We start from the raw sequence: 16,885 nt of genomic DNA on the forward strand, positions 1-16,885 counted from the left end.
CATCTGGTATGTATGAAAAAAATTCTTACAAATATGACACGGCACCACTCCATTATTTACCATTAGCAAAATTACACCGTTTATCTCTATTGCATCAATACCATCTTTATTCTTCTTTAGATAATAAAAACTCACAATGTAAGTTGTGGGTTTCTTTCAGAGGTATTCAAGGAGAAACCGCTTGAAGTGTAGTGGTCCTTTATTTTATCTTTAAGTACTTTAATTTCTTTGGACAGTTTTATTCTGGAGGATTGACTCTAAAACCGAACGTTCTCCCGCTACTGCCATCACCTACAAAAATAGGCCAACCAGAAATTCCGGTTGACCTAATAATATGAAAAAGCCGTAATTTATGCGGCATGTAATGTCTCGTTGTTCTTGTCAACTGACATCTTGTGTTGTCGATTGTCAACAATGCATACCGATTAACCCAATATTCTACTTATAATGAACTCAACTAGTTCTAAAGCGGTTGTCTTCTTAACGGCAACCGCTTCTCTTATCTGTCGCAAATGCATTGCGGCAGAAATTGTATGATACATTTCAATCGTCAACTATTCAGCTCGGTATAACTGACCACAGGCCGCATTAATGTCCGATCCGAATTGAGTACGAACCGTAACGTTCACACCATATCTTTTTAACGTCTGAACGAACATCTTGATCCTTTCAGGGTCAGATGACAAGTAGCTTTGAGGCGTTACTTCTGTCGCATTGTAGGGAATGAGGTTCACGTGGTAGAGATGTTCCCAAGCTCCTCTTCCCCTCAACAACGCGGCAACCGCTTTCGCATGCTCCACCGAGTCGTTGAACCCTCGAAGCAGAATATACGCGATATATACCTTTCTTCCCGAATGTCGAATATGGCTATCCAATGCATTCAGCACGTCGTGGAGCGGGAACCGCTTATTGATCGGCATCAGTTCGCTCCGTTGATCGTCGAACGGCGAATGCATCGAGAAGGTTAGATTGACCTGTGGAAACTCACGCGTCAACCTATCGATTCCTGGCAGCAGGCCGATGGTGGAAATCGTAATTCTTCGATGTCCTAACCCGAAGAGATGCGGGTTGGTCAAGATTGCCAGCGCATCGAAAAGGTGCGGATTAGCAAGCGCCTCTCCCATCCCCATAAAGGACACGCTGTCCAAGGCATGGCCGTTCAAGTGAAAGTGAAGCAATTGGTCGGTAATTTCGTCGGCGGTCAGATTTCGTTTCAGACCAATGGTACCTGTAGCGCAAAAACGGCACCCGAACCCGCAACCACACTGCGTAGAAATACAATACGATTTCCATCCCTGTTTATAGGACAGTCTTACGGTCTCTACGCGTTCATCACCAGCGATGGCAAACAGTATCTTGCTGACCTGCTGAGATGTGAGTTCCTTTACTGGAATAACGCTGGAGACGTCTGAACCAAGTGTACGGGCTAACTCTTTTCGTAAAAATTTCGGCAGTATGGTGATCCGTTCATATTCAGCAATTTTTTGTTTGAAAATAGCGTCTATAATTTGCCCATACCGGTACGCGGGCTGCTTGAAGTCGGACAGGATTTGCCCAATCCTTTCATATTTGGAGGTTGGTTTCATATTTTCTCCTTACCGCCGGAGAAAATGCATAAAAGCAAACGTCATTCGGTGCTATTATGCGTCATTCACCAACTACGCAGGAAAAAACACGATGCGTTTTGGACAACATCGCTACGTGCATCTGTCGATAGATTGGTATACCTCCGGCAACTGTTTTATTTTTTTGTGAACCGGGACAATCGATAGGAACCGGTTCACATAATCATCTACAACCTCAACCTCAATGTTCATCGTTTTCATCCTCCTAGAGTGTGTTAAACGTTCAGTTCCACAATTTTATTTGCGATATGTTTGCAAAACTCGCTGTCGTGTTCCACAAAAAGAATCGTTGGCGAATGCTCCAGCAGCAGTTCTTCAATTTGCATCCTGGAAATGACGTCGATAAAATTAAGCGGTTCGTCCCAAACATGCAAATGAGCGCGTTCGCAGAGGCTTTTCGCAATCAGAACCTTCTTCTTCTGACCGCCGCTATAAGAAGCGATGTCCTTTTCGAATTGCAAGCGCGAAAAATCGAGTTTTCTTAAAATCGCTTTGAATAAGCTTTCGTCAATATCGCTAGATCTGGCGAATTCCGACAAATTGCCCTGCAACTGCGAGGTATCTTGTGAAACGTAGGAAATTTTCAACTGACTCCCTTTTCGAAACGCACCGGAATAAGAAATCTCCTCGCCGCAAATCAGTTTGAGTAAACTGGATTTACCTGAGCCGTTCGGACCAGAGAGTACAATGCGATCTCCTTGCTCAATAGTAAAGCTGATGCCGCCGCAAACGTTCTTTTCACCATAATGAATCGAAACACGGTCGAGCTCAACCAATTGATGTTTATGATAAGTCATCTGCGATATTTTCAGACTTTCCGAGCTATCGACGTTTCTTAGAAGCTGGGATCTTTCCTCAATCGCGGAGTGCTGTCTTTGCTCGATCGATTTGGATCGCTTCATCATTTTGGCTGCCTTGTGGCCGATATATCCTTTGTCAACCTTGGAGCCGGAGTTGCGGGTGCCGTTTTTTGTTTTTTCTACTTCGTGCGACCAATTGCTCGTTCGCTTGGCTCCTTCGGACAACCTTTTAATGTCCTTCTTTAGCTTTTCGTTCTCAGCCAGCTCGAAATTGTCCTGTCTTTGTTTATTCTCCCACCAATCTGAAAATGTTCCGTTCTGGATTTCGATATTGGTCTTATTGATCGAAATAATGTGATCCACACAGTTGTCGAGAAACGCTCGATCGTGTGACACCAATATAAACCCGTTCTTGTCGTTCAAATAATCACTTACCAGCTTCCGAGCATGCAGATCCAGATGATTTGTCGGCTCGTCGATAAGCAAAAAGCTGTTTTCCTTCAAAAACAAGACTGCCAGCATGACCTTCGTCTGTTCGCCGTTGGACAACGAGTCAAACGGTCGATACAACACATCCTCAGACAACTTTAGCAGTGAAAACTCGCGCATGAGCTGCCAGTGCTCATAGTCCGGATAGATATCGGCGACCACATCGAATGTATAATTTTCCTTGTGTTCGACGTGGAACGGGAAATACTCGAAACTGACGTTAGAGGAAATCGTTCCGCTGTACTCAAACTTGCCGAGCAGCAGATTGAGAAACGTAGTCTTACCCCGGCCGTTCCTCCCTGTAAAGCCCAATTTCCAGTTGGTATCGATTTGTAAACTTACATGCTCAAAAATGTTTTCGTAGCTGCCGTCATAGGCAAATGTCAGATTCGTTACCTTGATCAATGACATTCCAGAAACCTCCTTGGTTCACAAATAAAAAAGAGCTGCAAGAAAGTTGACCTTTCTTACAGCTCAAAAAAATAAAACAAATCCAACCCTAGGCAGAGTCAGATAAGAATATATATTTTGAGTGAAAAGAATAAGGTAACTTTCTTGCTAATCAAGAATAAAACATAACAAATAAAACTTGTTTTATTCTTCAACTGGTAGCAAGAAATTTTACATTACCCTCTTCACTCCTATCGTAAGTGTTAGCGAAATAATAACATACCCGATATTTCATTGCAACTAACTTCGATTAAGACACCTTAGATTTTAAACCTTCGTCTTTGCTCGATAAGCCAGCGTCTTCTCTCGGCTTCTTCGTTAAACTATATAGAGCGAAATCAAAAATTACCCGATTAAGGTGCCTTTTTTGCTTAATTGATTTCCTATTGTTGCCGATCTCCACCTGGATCAGTACCAGTTGTCCATTGAGGGCGAGGTTATCCAACGTCTTCACGCACTCTTCGCTACAAAGTAGAAGCATATATCGGCGCGACATCCAGCCATCTCTATCTCACGATTCTATGATGCAATGGCGCAATTATATAGTTGAATCTAAACATCCCTTATATTATAATGCCTTTGCTGTTATGAATATAGGAGTTGATGTTATGAACGAAAAAGAAAAATCGCATGCTGGTATGTTATACCAACCTGGCGATCCTGAGCTTGTCGCAGACCGTGCAAATACTGTGAAAAAGCTATACGAATACAATAATATACACCCGCTGGACCGCGAAGCACGACAGATCGCCATTCGCGGGCTGCTGGGAAAGACCGGAGATAATTGCGTTGTAGAGCAGCCGCTTTTCTGTACTTATGGGTATAATACCACGGTAGGAGATAATGTTTTTCTCAATGTGAACTGCAAACTCATGGACAGCGGGAAAATTACAATTGGTAACAACGTATTTATTGCACCCAACGTCTGCATTATAACGGAAGAACATGCTATGGATGTAGAGCAACGGTTAGCGGGATTGGAATACACACATCCAGTCAATATCGGTGATAATGTATGGATCTGTGCAGGCGCTATAGTCCTGCCAGGCGTGACGATCGGAGCGAACAGCGTGATTGGGGCCGGCAGTGTCGTTACGAAGGACATTCCGCCAGATAGTTTGGCTGTCGGCAATCCGTGCAAGGTCATCCGCTCTTTGAAAAAAGCCCTTTAGTCAGGCGCCAATCGGTGATTCTATCGCCTTCAGAAATATAACAACAACCTACTTGTGGACTCAACCCGATCCCTAGCGATATCCGTCAGCCAGAATGGCTTCCTCGGGTAGTTCTGCCTTGATAGTCTCCGCAAAGGAAGACGCCCTGGAGAAGGTACTGCTAAAGCAGTAGCTACTCCGGGCGTCTTTTCATTTGATTTATAATGTCAATGCATGACATCTGATGTACAACACTACTCATTCAAGTATGTAGATATTCTGTTCTGTATTAGCTTTGCCGCTTCCTCTGCTGACTTCTGTCCGCGGAAGAAAGAGACAGACTCTTCTTTTGCAATGGATACGACTTTATCATATGAAGGGATGAATCGGCTTACGCTATTGATCAACTGCTTGCGGTGAATCAAAATTGGCTTTGAGCGCAGCGCCATCAACCAGCTTCGAGTATTGATCGAAGATCATCGTCTGCAGCAGCTGCTCAGGTTCATATTGATCTAATGCATAACGTTTCTTGCTGCTCGCTTCATCTAATATTTGCTTGGAGGATTCCTCAAATTGCTTCTATTTAAAGAATGACCTAGAAACCAGCTATATAATTCCGGATTATTGTATGTTTCTGTCCAGGAGTTGTGATCAGACTCAGGATAAATTGTGAAAGAGACATCTCCACCCTTCTCGCGAAGTGCGTCTACCATTTTTTTTGATTCAACAAGAGGAACGATATTATCCTTCGCGCCATGGAATGCCCAGGTGGGTGTTCCTATTAGTTCATGTGTCCGGTTGGGGTTACCTCCTCCACATATTGGAGCGATAGCCGCGAACCTTCCTGGATATTCCGCTGCTAAGTGCCATGTCCCATAACCACCCATGCTTAGCCCCGATAAGTATAACCGATCTGGATCTACGTTGTAGTTTGCAATGATTTCATCTACTAATGCCATCAATCCGTCTTGTTCAGCATTCCAAAAAGAATCCTCCGGACATTGAGGGGAAATTGTAACGAATGGAAAAGAAGGATCGTGTTCTGCTATCATAGGAATTCCATGTGTTTTTACTAACTCGAGATCATCTCCACGTTCACCTGCTCCATGAAGAAATAAGATTAATGGCCACTTAATTGAGGATTCTTTTTTTATAATGATCTGGCAAATGTAAGAGGTATTTCATCCGCACTCTTTTTGTGATTTCTTTATCTAATTTATTTGCGGTTTGACTCACTGTATCTTCCTCACTTTACTGATATCTCCCATAGGGGTAAAAATAGAATTCCCCATATTTACCGAAATTCCTTCAGTTATTTAGCCTTAACTGCCCTGTAGTTTAATTAAAGGGTGTCTAATCATCTTTATTAGACGCCGTCGATGAAATCATATGGGATATGTAACAATGTTCTTAGCAAACAACAATAAGTGTCGGATGACAAAATCATCTCTATTGTATTATTACAGTATTTACATGTCCGCTATTTCCATAACTGCACGCATTTATACAAATCCATGCCCCGCAAGGAAATCCGCAGAAAAATACCTATAATAGGGTAATTATCGATCCCTTCTTTTCCTAGTGTATACTTTCTTTATAAATACAAACAAACTTTTATCCGTGTTATCTGAATAATAGTATGTGATTCATCCCTAAAATAAAGTATAGTTAGTATCTAATTAAATAATCCTCTCATTAAGGATGTGTCAGCATGCGTATTAATAAATATATAAGTGAATCTGGAAAAGCATCTAGACGAGGTGCCGATAAATTAATTACCGATGGAAGAGTTACTATTAATGGTAAACCTGCAACTATAGGCAGCCAAGTTGAAGCTGGGGATGACGTTCGAGTAGATGGAAAACCAATCCCTATCAAAGTAGCAAAGCATAATGTCTATATTGCCTTAAATAAACCTGTAGGCATTACTAGTACAACAGAAAAAGGTGTAAAGGGGAATATTGTTGATTTCGTCAACCATCCATTAAGAATATTTCATATTGGGCGCCTGGATAAAGATTCCGAGGGCTTAATCCTTCTTACGAACGATGGCGACATTGTTAACGAAATTCTACGTGCTGAAAACAAGCACGAAAAGGAATATATTGTTACAGTAGACAAGCCTGTTACTCCTGAATTCTTGAAGAAGATGTCAGAGGGTGTCAAAATATTAGGTACAAAAACACTTCCTTGTAAAGTAGTTCAATTATCAAAATTTGATTTTCAAATCATTTTGACACAGGGGCTTAATCGTCAAATTCGCCGCATGTGCGCTGCATTAGGATACAACGTCCGTCGATTGCAAAGAACCCGAATCATGAATATTCATTTAGGTAACCTTCCTCTTGGACAATGGAGAGATTTATCCAAGAAAGAGCAAACTCAATTATTTCGAGAATTAAATTATGAGCCAAAAGAATGGTAAAAAACTATGGAACATCAAGCTTAGGTAGAATTATGATTGGATTAATGTCCAACTAAAGGACAATCTCATTATCATTAACTCCTTAGTGCTTCTTTCTTGGAAAGAAGCACTAAGGAAGATATGCATAAAGGTCATCTATACCCCTAAGAACCTCAATTAGCTGCTGCAATAACACAGATACGTTTTCTGCAGAACTGTACGGTCCTGTCAGCTTTCCCCATACATCGCTATTCCACTTAAGCAAGCTTTCCCTCCGTTCCGAATTTCCATCTTCTTCCCTTTGCCTTATTGTATCACATAAAACACACTGGAATCAGTGCCCAGCATCCAGTGTCACTATTTGCATCAGATAAATACGTATTCCCTTCGATAACGGTCAACCACGCCTAATTTCTAATTCGAACTATTATTATATTACTCTATATTATGTGTTCAGATCGCCATACTAAACTGCCCTTTAGTTGAGTAACGTTTTACTTAGGAACAGTTCATCTCGTAATATTACGGAAAAGCTAAAAAACGACGGTAGAGTTCTCGTCGGCGTTCCCCACGCAGCTGGATATAAAATTGACGGGGTGATGCTTTTTCATGCCCCAGCATACCTTGAATGAAATCTAATGGCACTCCATTATCAAGCAGCTGACACGCATAAGTATAAGACTTTACAAGTATCTTCACGGCTCTCGAGATACTTCTTAAACCACACTTTACACTCGGTTGTATCCAGGTCCCCTAGTTCTCTTAGTAGCATCTTGAGCTGAAGGGAGTAAGCTTTCAATGTACTTGTACGAAAGCTCTGGATACGTTTATCAGCCTCGTACAGTCGCCATAACTCACTTAAAATCATAAATAAAACCTCCCATAAGAACTATTACATCTAGTTTTGCTTCTTATAGAAGGTTTTAATCTATTTAACTAGCGTTCCCCGTTAGTTGAAGCGTATAAGAGAACCCATTCTTTTATCTGAGAGGCAGCTTCGGTTACATCAGTATCCGTTGTATCAATAGTAGGCATAGGTGGGTTATAGACCTCATCAGCAATTTCAAGCAATCGTTTTGTAAAGTCTTTGTTGGTTCTGTATATCTTCCTCTGGCCAATTTCTTTCACGTAGACGTTTCTCGCGAGTTTCTTCATCTAAATCACGATCCGCAACAATATGTAGGTAACTTTGTATCAAATAACGATTATGTAGGAGTTTTTTTGTCAAATGGTGAAACCTAAACTTAGGCGTCTCGTTTACGGAAAGCTAGAATAGCTAATGCAATAAAGATCAGTGTCCATAACATTGAAATACCTGTCCCTTGCATTGGTGTAAGGACATTTAGTTCATCAGAGGAAGGCGGCATATACATATAATATCCTGCCGTATCCGGTAAATAATTTAAATAATTTTTAATACTAGGTAGAAAAACTTTCGTTAATGGACTGACAATGAAGTAATAACCAAGCAGTATCACTAAAGCAGGAACGGTTCGTCTCAGTAAACCACCAATAGCTGCACTGAGGAGTGTGGTTAATGTTAGATAACCTGTTGCACCTATTACTGTTTTGATCATGGTGTCTATTTCAAACCCTACTGCTGTGTCTCTCATCATAATAAAAGTATATAGCACACCTGATGCAGTAATAATAAACGCCACGGGAATGGTTACAATTGCCAATGCCAAATGCTTCATGGATAATTGAAACCCGCGCCAAGGTATCGTAGTTAAAGTAGTTCGAATCTGTCCACCAGTATACTCCGAACAAGCAGCTAAGATACCAAGAATAATGAACCCTGCTTGAAGATATCCCATAGAAGCAAGTCCTATATTCAGTATACTTTGCGTCCCTGCTGCCCCTTGTAGACCAATAGAAGTAAAAGCTGCGGCTAAAATTATATTTAGAATGAATGTACCAATAAGAGTGAACCCTATCAATGGCAATGTTACTAATTTGTCCAGTTCAGCACCAAGGATTTGTGTTATCTTTCTACCAGAAGAGACACTCATGCTGCAACGTCCCTCCTATGGAATACAATAGCTGCAATAATGAAAAAAAAGGCTACCCAGGCAAACATGACTAAACCGCCTGTGAACGGGGTGTGAAATCTATCGAATAAACTGCCTGTAGACGGAGTGTGAAAATTGTCGCTCGTAAACATAAACATTTCAAGGCCGGCCCGATCTGGTAAGTAGAACGCCAACTTTGTAATCTTAGAAAGCAGGACACTAAACGATACAACGGATGAATTTATGATGAGCACAGCAAGCGGGATAATGCCATTCTTAGTTAGCAAAGTAATCCCAAATGCTAAAAGAGCAGTGAATGTCCAGTAACAAACTGCACCGATCAGTCTAGACCATTCAAATGCAGGGGCATATTCACCAAGTATAAAATGCGTTGCTGATACAGTTGTCATCATAGCAACCATACAAAGAAATATGCTGATCACTGTCACAGCGCATGCTTTTGCCAGCAAAAAATGAAGCCGTGATGAAACAACCGTTAAACTTGTTGTAATCTGTTGTCCTCCACCCGACTCACTGCTCTCTGTCAAATACTCACTGCTAACAGCAAGCACACCAAGGATGATGACTCCTTGTACTCCAAAACCTAATCCAATATAACCAACTTCTGATAGCCGTGTGCTAACTCCAGCTATTATCTCCTCTTTTTGTGCGATACTGTCCAAGGCAGCAATGACCGCTGGGGCAAATGCTCCAATAAGAAAGGCAAGCCAAATGCTCGGCAGGGAGAACAATTTAGATAATTCTGCGTTGAATGCTCTCATCTAACATCACCTGCTTGTTCAGATGTCAGGGCAAAAAAGGCTCCCTCCAGCGAAGAATGGTTACCTATTATTTCTTCCAATGTTCCATCTGCAACGATTTTTCCATGATTAATAATCACCACATCATCAACGGTCTCTGCAAGCTCTCCCATGAGATGACTGGATAGCAATACCGTGTTACCAGACGCAGCACGTTCACGTAAAAATGTCCGAATCCAGCGAATTCCTTGTGGGTCGAGCCCGTTTACGGGTTCATCTAAGACCAATATTTCGGGATCACCAAGAAGTGCAGCTGCCATTCCAAGTCTTCTCCCCATACCAAGGGAATAACTCCCAATCCTTTTCCCAGCTGCATGAGTAAGACCTACGATTTCCAGAACTTCCTCGACACGTGAGCGAGACAATCCTGCGGCACGAGCAATCCAACGCAAATGTGCCCGTCCTGTTCGCATACGATGGGCACCAAATCCATCAAGTGCGGCACCTACTGTGGTTAGAGGATTATGTAATTCTGCGAATGGCTTGCCATGAATGAGTGCACTCCCTGAGGTGGCACGATCTAATCCAAGCAGGATGCGAAGTGTAGAACTTTTCCCTGCCCCATTTGGACCTAAAAAACCAGTTACTCTGCCTGGTCTAGCTTTAAAACTGATACCTGACAGGATTTCTTGAGTTCCGCGATGTTTCACCAAGTTATTAATGGTAAGCAACCATAACACTCCCTTTCTGTTATGGTTCTCATTATAAAGAAGCAAAGTTACATCTCGGTTATCATGCTGTTTACTTCTGGGTTAACTTTAAGTTACGCTCTACCAATAGCTACTCTTGTGCCATTTTCATTTGATGTAAAGTCAGCCGTCAGCTTCATTTTTTTCAACATATAGTTTGAAGTCGATAAACCAATCCCCGCCCCACGCTCATAGGAAGAGTTATCCATACCTGGGCCTCTGTCTGCAACAATGATCTGTTCTTTTTCTACATCAACCACAATGTTTGCATATTTCCCCTCTGCTGCATGGCGAATAATATTCTGAAATAAATTATCCAGAACCCGTGTCATCCATGTAGGATCTGCTTCCCAATAAAATGTTTCGTCTGCCGGTAAATCAACATCGAGCTGAATTTCTTTTTCCTCAAATACAGGATACCACGCAGCAACAGATGCCCTTACTAAACGCCCAATATCAGTTGAAACGGGCCCAAAAGGATGTTTTCCTGAGGTAAGCAATGTATAGGTAAGTAAATCATCCATTAGATCTCCGACTCTTGTAATCGTATGGTTGATTTCTGTTAATGAGTTTTGTCCTTCTAAACTCATGGATTCTTTATTTAATTTGGTGACATGTCCTCTCAAAATGGTAAGAGGCGTTCGTAAGTCGTGAGATAAATTCGCAATGAGTCGATGCCGTAACAATTCCTCTTCATATGCTCGTTTACGACTGTCTTCAAGCTGCTGAATCATCCAATTAAAAGAACTTCCTAACTGGTCTATCTCATCCATACGATCCGCTTGAACAGATATGGGTTTAGGAAATGAGTTATTTTTAGCAGAAGATGACATGACTTCCTGTAAGCGGGCGAGACGTTTTTGAAGTTTCAAGAAGAATACCCAAGATAATATAACAAATGCGACAATAATAAAACCAAACAATAGCACAGTAACGTAAAATAGATTTAACGTATTTAGATCTTTTTCATGGATATCAGAAAACCCAACAAACGCACTAAAGAAAATAAGCGCAATGGGAGGTAGAAAGATAAATATAAAATGTGCTTTTAGAAAACGACGAAATAATGATCTATTCTGTTTCATAGTTTCACCCGATAGCCTATTCCCTTCAACGTTTCAATAATCTCTGGAGAATCGGGATGACGTTCCAGCTTTTGACGCAGTCGATGGATATGTACCATTATGGTTTTATCACCCGTGATATAAGTTTCTTGCCAAATGGCTTCATAGATTTGTTCTTTTGGTAGAACTTGATTGGGGTGGCGTAAGAAGTACATTAAAATTTGATGTTGCTTCCCAGTCAATATAATTTCTTCTCCTGTGCGTTTGTCATATACCATTTGGACTTCCGGATCTACTTCAATATGATCCCCTAATGAAATGCGTTCGGAATGTGTTCCACCTCTTCGACGGATTAGTACTTCTAATCTTGCAACCAATTCATCCGTATGGAATGGTTTCGTTAAATAGTCATCAGCAAATTGTAAACCATCTACCTTGTCATCTATCGATGTTCGAGCAGATAACAGCAAAATAGGAACAGCAGGAGCTGCTTTCTTTAATCGTTTTCCCACCGTAAATCCGTCTAACCCGGGTAACATGATATCCAAAATAACGACTTCATGCTGATTTACTTCTCTTTCGGCTCCTTCACCCGAAAGCAGCCACTGAACCGAAAATCCTCGCTGTTCCAATTCTTCTTTTACCCAACTGCCTATTTTCTCATTATCTTCAATATATAATACGTTTCTTTTCAAGTGACATCCCACTCTCTAAATTATGTTTACTAGTAGACAGATCAACTGTTGTGCTCTCTATCCTTTCAACTATGTATTCCTCTGCTTTGCAACTTGCATACCGCCGATGACAAGCATGATAATCCCAATTACGAATAGAATAATTTGAACTAAGAATGGACTCAATGAAAACACAGTTTCACCTTGGAAGTGCAATCCGAACAACCTTTCATCCAGCCCCACAATCGCCGATAATGGCTTAAGAATCAAACTCAGCGCTAATAATACGATCCCCTACATCCAGCTCAACCATAACATCGTTGTAAATTACCTCCATTTTACTATCTGGTTCCGTAGCTGCTATTTTCTGCAGGCTCAATACTTAAATGACTAGGTAGATTGTGCATCCCCCATTTGCACATAGCCTCCAGAATCGGCATCAAGGTTCTGCCCCTTGAAGTTAACGAATACTCCACCTTTGGAGGTGTTTGTCGGTATTCTTTCCGGTTTACAATATTGCTTTCTTCTAGCTCCTTCAGCTGGGAGCTCAGGACCTTGTGAGTAATGTTTGGAATGCGCCGCTTGAGCTCGCCGTAGCGTATAACCTCTTGTTGGATTAATTGATACATGATTTTCATTTTCCATTTGCTGCCAATCACAGTTAAAGTATAGTCAAACGGAGTCAGGCTATTCTGTTTTTCCGTAGATTCGGTCTGTTTTTTCATCGAGTTCCCTTCCCTTAAAGTAAGTACACACTATAAAGTGCATACTATTTTTTTGAGGATATGTGTTAGTATGAGTTCCAAGTGCAAGCAGTTAATGTCTCTCTGGTTAACAGTTTAAACCGAAACTGCCGCCGGAGAAAGTAATGAAAGGATAATCATTATGCCAAGTTATGATGCAATCGAGTTTAATACGAGCGATATAAGTGAGCATGAAATGTATAAATTGATGATCGGTTCCGTTGTACCGAGACCCATTGCGTGGGTTTCGTCCAAAAGTAAGGAAGGCGTATTCAATTTGGCTCCCTTTAGTTTTTTTACTGTGGCTTCCCGTAACCCACCAACACTGCAGATTTCCATTGGTCCTGGCGTAGGCGAACGAGACGGTACAGTCAAGGATACGCTGACCAATATTCGTGAGCTCGGAGAGTATGTTATTAATATGGTTTCCGAGCCTCTAGGCGAAGCGATGCAGCGTTCGTCCGCTAATGTCGGGCCGTTAAAGAATGAGTTTGAACTTGCAGGAGTCACACCTAAGCCCTGTAAATGCGTCAATGTACCAGCGGTACTTGAAGCACCGATCGCTTTCGAGCTAAAACTCGATCGAATTATACCCGTCGGTGGAGATCATCTGGTTCTTGGAATCATTGAGCATGTGCAAATGGATCCCGCTTCTTATGCGGGAAATTATAAAACAGCAGTGGATGAATGGAAGCCATTGGCAAGCTTAGCTGGTGACTATGCCGGACTGACATCTACATTTTCACTTATAAATGTAACTAATATATAGCGGAGCAAATATCATCTTCGTCATGACAAAACTTTCTCCGTTTCAAACGGTGATGATCGAATGTCTCTTTCCAATCCAATGAAATAAGGATCGCCCAAATCCCTGATTTCTTTTTTATTCCTTGACACAAATTAACAATGGACTATATCATAAAATCAGTAAGTATTTCCATGTAAAGGGTGTGGTGGCTTTTGAAAAATTCAAACTCCCAATCTTTTTCCACAAGCTTATTGTTAAGTGCCTTACTATTATTTTTGATGATTTCTATTGGTATCATCTTTACTTCAGATGCAGGTGTGAAACATACTGAAACGGGCAATCCATTATTTATTGCATCAGACAGACAAACGGGTACAGTAAAAATCTAATATACTTATTGATAAAGAGGGACTCAGTCCCTTTTTTTTGTGCTTCAATGGCCTTACCTTGCAACTGTTTATGTGTGAAGAGAGAATAAGGTTGTAGACTACGAACCTTGATATGAATGGGCTGTATAGTAGAAGAAAGGGAAATTGTAAGCAATGTAGCATATAAGGATTAATACAGAGCCAACGGTTTTACCTCAGCACATCGAGATGGGGATGGTATTATCAGAAAAAGTTCGCTCAAGGGGCGCTACGATTTCATCACGTTGTGTCCCTTGAGCGAAGCGAAAGGAGTGTATACACGCATGAAAGAACCATCTGAACTACTCATTAAAATGCTTGGCCATCCGTATAATCCCAGGAATGTTCAAACTTTGCTGCAATCATTCGGTGTCAAGCGAATGCCACCCCCCGAATAGCTATTTCAAAGACGATATTATTTGGTCTGTGAAAACATCAATACGCATTGATATTTATCGCGCACCCAAAATAAATGATCTGACTGAACTCAAATATACAAATCAAGATGAATGGATCATTGGCGCCATACATTTTCTTGCGCCCGGGTCGGATGACAGAATTAAAGCTCCCTTTTCTGGAAAGCTTCCCAAGGGAATCACGATGAGCTCAACACCAGATCAGACGATAAAGGCATATGGTCAACCTGAAATGGATGAAGAATGTAGGTGGTCTGGGTTTTTCGGTCGAATTGTGGCATGGCGCAAGCCGGGCATAAATATCGCAATTGAATATGCGGACAGTGAAATCGATAGCGTGATGAGAAGCTACACGGTCTGTCTAATTGGCTGCATAGGCGCATGGCGAGACGATAATCCAGAGGTCTTTGCTCCCTGATTACAGGTCGACATCGCCGAGGCTGCGGATGGTAGTTCGCACGATCTCAAATGTTTTGTTCAATCTTTTTTCAATACATGCTCTTTAGATTTGTTCTCATATCAAGGTTGATATCGTTAATTTAATCAAAGGCTGCCGTTTTGCATGCCGCGCATTGCGCGGCATTTAGAAAAGGAGCTTTTCGAAAGCAAACACATTCTTCAAAATAGATATATTTCCCGTAGTTTGGGATGCGATGATACCCACTTGCCTAAAGTTTGATTTGATTGATTATATCGAATAATGCTTCGTTAAATCGTTCTTTCCGGTCAATCATCGGCGCGTGTCCTGCATGTGGTATGGAGTAAAATTGCTTGGTTGGCGCATTGAGTTGATCAAAGTATGTACGGGCGAGCGGATAAGGAGTCTGCCAGTCCTCCTCCCCATGGATATAGAATACGGGAACTTGATAGTCTGAAGATTCAGTATGGAGATCATAGGATTCAAACAGAGAATCTAGTATAGAACGCTGATATATGTTCAGCACATTGCTCATTAGCAAGTATCTCTTATCTTTAAACGAATAGAAGGGAGAGCATATTACACTCATGATTAAGCGTGGTGATGGTTGCATCGCGAGCTTATATTTACCCTGTAGCTTACGAAGTTTCATCAGCTTATTGATCATGGCATCACTGCATCGGTGATCGGGATAAGGGCTTAGAGCCTGCAAAGCGTCCATATCCTTCTGATTGCTTGCTTGTCTGCTGCACTCCAATGCTTTCTCGTAGCCAATGCGCTCATTCTCAAACATATTCACAACTTGTCCAACCCCTACATAGGCTTGAACCATATGCGGATATTGCAAGGTGAATAGACTTCCTAAGACAGAACCCCATGAGTGGCCGAGTAGAAGAATTCGCTCTTTGTTATATTTCTTCTGCAAGTATCTCACAACCTCATAAGTATCCTGCAAGGCTTGCTCCATTGTAGTTGTCGGAGTGACTTTCTTGGGATCATTGGCGAAGAAGGTTTTACCGCTGTTTCGCTGTTCCCAATGAACAACAGTGACTTGATCTTCCCATGGCAATTGAAAGTCATGGGCAAAGGGAAGCATCGGACTTCCAGGACCGCCATGTAAGAATAAGAGAACGGGATGCTCCTTATCTTGACCACGATGATGGATATACTGTTGGATTCCGCCGATCGTCACATATTCGCCCTCATCTATTCCATTAGGCGTATTGATGTGACAGCCTGCTGCACGCTTCTTGGTCCCGAATAACCCATACAACACGATGCTGATGCAAGCAACAGCAGCTAATAAAGATAGATTCATAATGAATACCTCCCTAGCGGTTCTCCGTTGGATTCTGCTTGAACTTGCTTAGATAATCCGCAATTGCTTCTACAAGAATATTCAGCGCTTGTGCTCTTCCTCGTTCACTGTATGAATTTGGATTGGACGCGACAAAGTGCAAGCCATCCATTAGATTCGCTATCACGCTATAATCACACTGCGTATCCTCTATTCCCAGGGCAATCATCGTACGTTGAAAATTATTCTGGGATTTCTCCTGTTCCATGCTGTGAATAGAATCTGGCAGCTTACGCATCAGATATTCTAAGTCTGATGTTTGAACATACAATGCAAGGCTGTCTGACGCCAAGTATAAGGCATGCAGAGCATGTATAATCTTATCTTTGAAATTGTACGAACTGGCTTCGAGTTCAAGAATTCGGTCAAGCAGGGCTTGCTCATTATGCTTAATGGTGTGGTAGAGAAACTCTTCCTTGGAAGAATAATAGGCATAGAAGGAACCTTTGGCTATTTGCACTGCTGCTGCAATATCGTCGACCGTTACTCGTTTCATGCCTTTCTTACGAATAAGCTCTATACCTTTGACGTACATGGCATTCTTGATGTGCTCTTTTTCCTGTTCGCTGATGATCTTTGGCATAGGAATCGCTCCTTTAATGACTATTTATAATATA

General features: G+C 41.6%; 17 protein-coding genes. 4 read left to right on the forward strand and 13 right to left on the reverse strand.

Annotated features, from left to right (window positions below; translation table 11 throughout):
• Positions 1-554: 554 nt before the first annotated feature.
• Positions 555-1,586, reverse strand: a complete 1,032-nt coding sequence (locus I2H74_RS14770; protein WP_195574932.1) for a Cfr family 23S rRNA (adenine(2503)-C(8))-methyltransferase — start codon at positions 1,584-1,586, stop codon at positions 555-557.
• A 254-nt stretch (positions 1,587-1,840) separates the two neighbouring features.
• Positions 1,841-3,325, reverse strand: a complete 1,485-nt coding sequence (locus tag I2H74_RS14775; RefSeq protein ID WP_195574934.1) for an Lsa family ABC-F type ribosomal protection protein — start codon at positions 3,323-3,325, stop codon at positions 1,841-1,843.
• 647 nt (positions 3,326-3,972) lie between these two features.
• Between I2H74_RS14775 and I2H74_RS14780 the strand changes: the two genes are divergently transcribed.
• Positions 3,973-4,536 (forward strand): sugar O-acetyltransferase, encoded by a 564-nt coding sequence (locus I2H74_RS14780; protein WP_195574936.1) that lies wholly within the window; start codon positions 3,973-3,975, stop codon positions 4,534-4,536.
• Positions 4,537-4,769: 233 nt separating this feature from the next.
• On the opposite strand, the gene I2H74_RS14785 is transcribed toward I2H74_RS14780, so the two are convergent.
• Together I2H74_RS14785 and I2H74_RS14790 are read right to left on the reverse strand one after the other, a co-directional pair.
• Positions 4,770-4,964, reverse strand: coding sequence for a hypothetical protein (locus tag I2H74_RS14785; protein ID WP_195574938.1), 195 nt, complete (start codon positions 4,962-4,964; stop codon positions 4,770-4,772).
• 96 nt (positions 4,965-5,060) lie between these two features.
• Positions 5,061-5,567, reverse strand: a complete 507-nt coding sequence (locus I2H74_RS14790) for a prolyl oligopeptidase family serine peptidase (protein WP_229106706.1) — start codon at positions 5,565-5,567, stop codon at positions 5,061-5,063.
• Positions 5,568-6,226: 659 nt separating this feature from the next.
• Here I2H74_RS14790 and rluF point away from each other — a divergent pair.
• Positions 6,227-6,940 carry a 23S rRNA pseudouridine(2604) synthase RluF gene (rluF, locus tag I2H74_RS14795; protein ID WP_195574940.1) on the forward strand — a complete coding sequence of 238 codons (714 nt, stop codon included), beginning with the start codon at positions 6,227-6,229 and terminating at the stop codon, positions 6,938-6,940.
• A 915-nt stretch (positions 6,941-7,855) separates the two neighbouring features.
• On the opposite strand, the gene I2H74_RS14800 is transcribed toward rluF, so the two are convergent.
• From I2H74_RS14800 to I2H74_RS14830, 7 genes are all read right to left on the reverse strand, one after another.
• Entirely contained in the window at positions 7,856-8,074 is a 219-nt protein-coding gene (locus I2H74_RS14800; RefSeq protein WP_229106707.1) for a hypothetical protein, read from the reverse strand.
• 89 nt (positions 8,075-8,163) lie between these two features.
• Positions 8,164-8,931 carry an ABC transporter permease subunit gene (locus I2H74_RS14805; protein WP_195574944.1) on the reverse strand — a complete coding sequence of 256 codons (768 nt, stop codon included), beginning with the start codon at positions 8,929-8,931 and terminating at the stop codon, positions 8,164-8,166.
• Positions 8,928-9,713: an ABC transporter permease gene (locus tag I2H74_RS14810; RefSeq protein WP_195574946.1), complete on the reverse strand. Its 786-nt coding sequence runs from the start codon at positions 9,711-9,713 to the stop codon at positions 8,928-8,930. Before I2H74_RS14810 ends, I2H74_RS14805 begins: the two co-directional genes overlap by 4 nt.
• Entirely contained in the window at positions 9,710-10,423 is a 714-nt protein-coding gene (locus I2H74_RS14815; protein WP_195574948.1) for an ABC transporter ATP-binding protein, read from the reverse strand. Before I2H74_RS14815 ends, I2H74_RS14810 begins: the two co-directional genes overlap by 4 nt.
• A gap of 92 nt (positions 10,424-10,515) precedes the next feature.
• Positions 10,516-11,526: a HAMP domain-containing sensor histidine kinase gene (locus tag I2H74_RS14820; protein ID WP_195574950.1), complete on the reverse strand. Its 1,011-nt coding sequence runs from the start codon at positions 11,524-11,526 to the stop codon at positions 10,516-10,518.
• The gene (locus I2H74_RS14825; protein WP_195574952.1) at positions 11,523-12,200 is read right to left on the reverse strand and encodes a response regulator transcription factor; all 678 of its coding nucleotides are present in this window, start codon (positions 12,198-12,200) and stop codon (positions 11,523-11,525) included. The genes I2H74_RS14820 and I2H74_RS14825 overlap by 4 nt, the downstream gene beginning before the upstream one ends.
• 320 nt (positions 12,201-12,520) lie before the next feature.
• Positions 12,521-12,904 (reverse strand): winged helix-turn-helix transcriptional regulator, encoded by a 384-nt coding sequence (locus I2H74_RS14830; protein WP_195574954.1) that lies wholly within the window; start codon positions 12,902-12,904, stop codon positions 12,521-12,523.
• 160 nt (positions 12,905-13,064) lie between these two features.
• Here I2H74_RS14830 and I2H74_RS14835 point away from each other — a divergent pair, with 160 nt between their 5' ends.
• A complete protein-coding gene (locus I2H74_RS14835) occupies positions 13,065-13,691 on the forward strand; it encodes a flavin reductase family protein (RefSeq protein ID WP_195574956.1) in 627 nt (208 codons plus the stop codon).
• Between the two features lie 986 nt (positions 13,692-14,677).
• Positions 14,678-14,911, forward strand: coding sequence for a hypothetical protein (locus tag I2H74_RS24710; protein WP_229106708.1), 234 nt, complete (start codon positions 14,678-14,680; stop codon positions 14,909-14,911).
• 250 nt (positions 14,912-15,161) lie between these two features.
• Here I2H74_RS24710 and I2H74_RS14845 read toward each other — a convergent pair whose 3' ends face one another.
• The gene (locus I2H74_RS14845) at positions 15,162-16,229 is read right to left on the reverse strand and encodes an alpha/beta fold hydrolase (protein ID WP_195574957.1); all 1,068 of its coding nucleotides are present in this window, start codon (positions 16,227-16,229) and stop codon (positions 15,162-15,164) included.
• Between the two features lie 13 nt (positions 16,230-16,242).
• Positions 16,243-16,851 (reverse strand): TetR/AcrR family transcriptional regulator, encoded by a 609-nt coding sequence (locus tag I2H74_RS14850; RefSeq protein WP_195574958.1) that lies wholly within the window; start codon positions 16,849-16,851, stop codon positions 16,243-16,245.
• Positions 16,852-16,885 lie beyond the last annotated feature (34 nt).

It is taken from the genome of Paenibacillus sp. 1001270B_150601_E10, from assembly GCF_015558675.1.
Taxonomy (GTDB): Bacteria; Bacillota; Bacilli; order Paenibacillales; family Paenibacillaceae; genus Paenibacillus_B.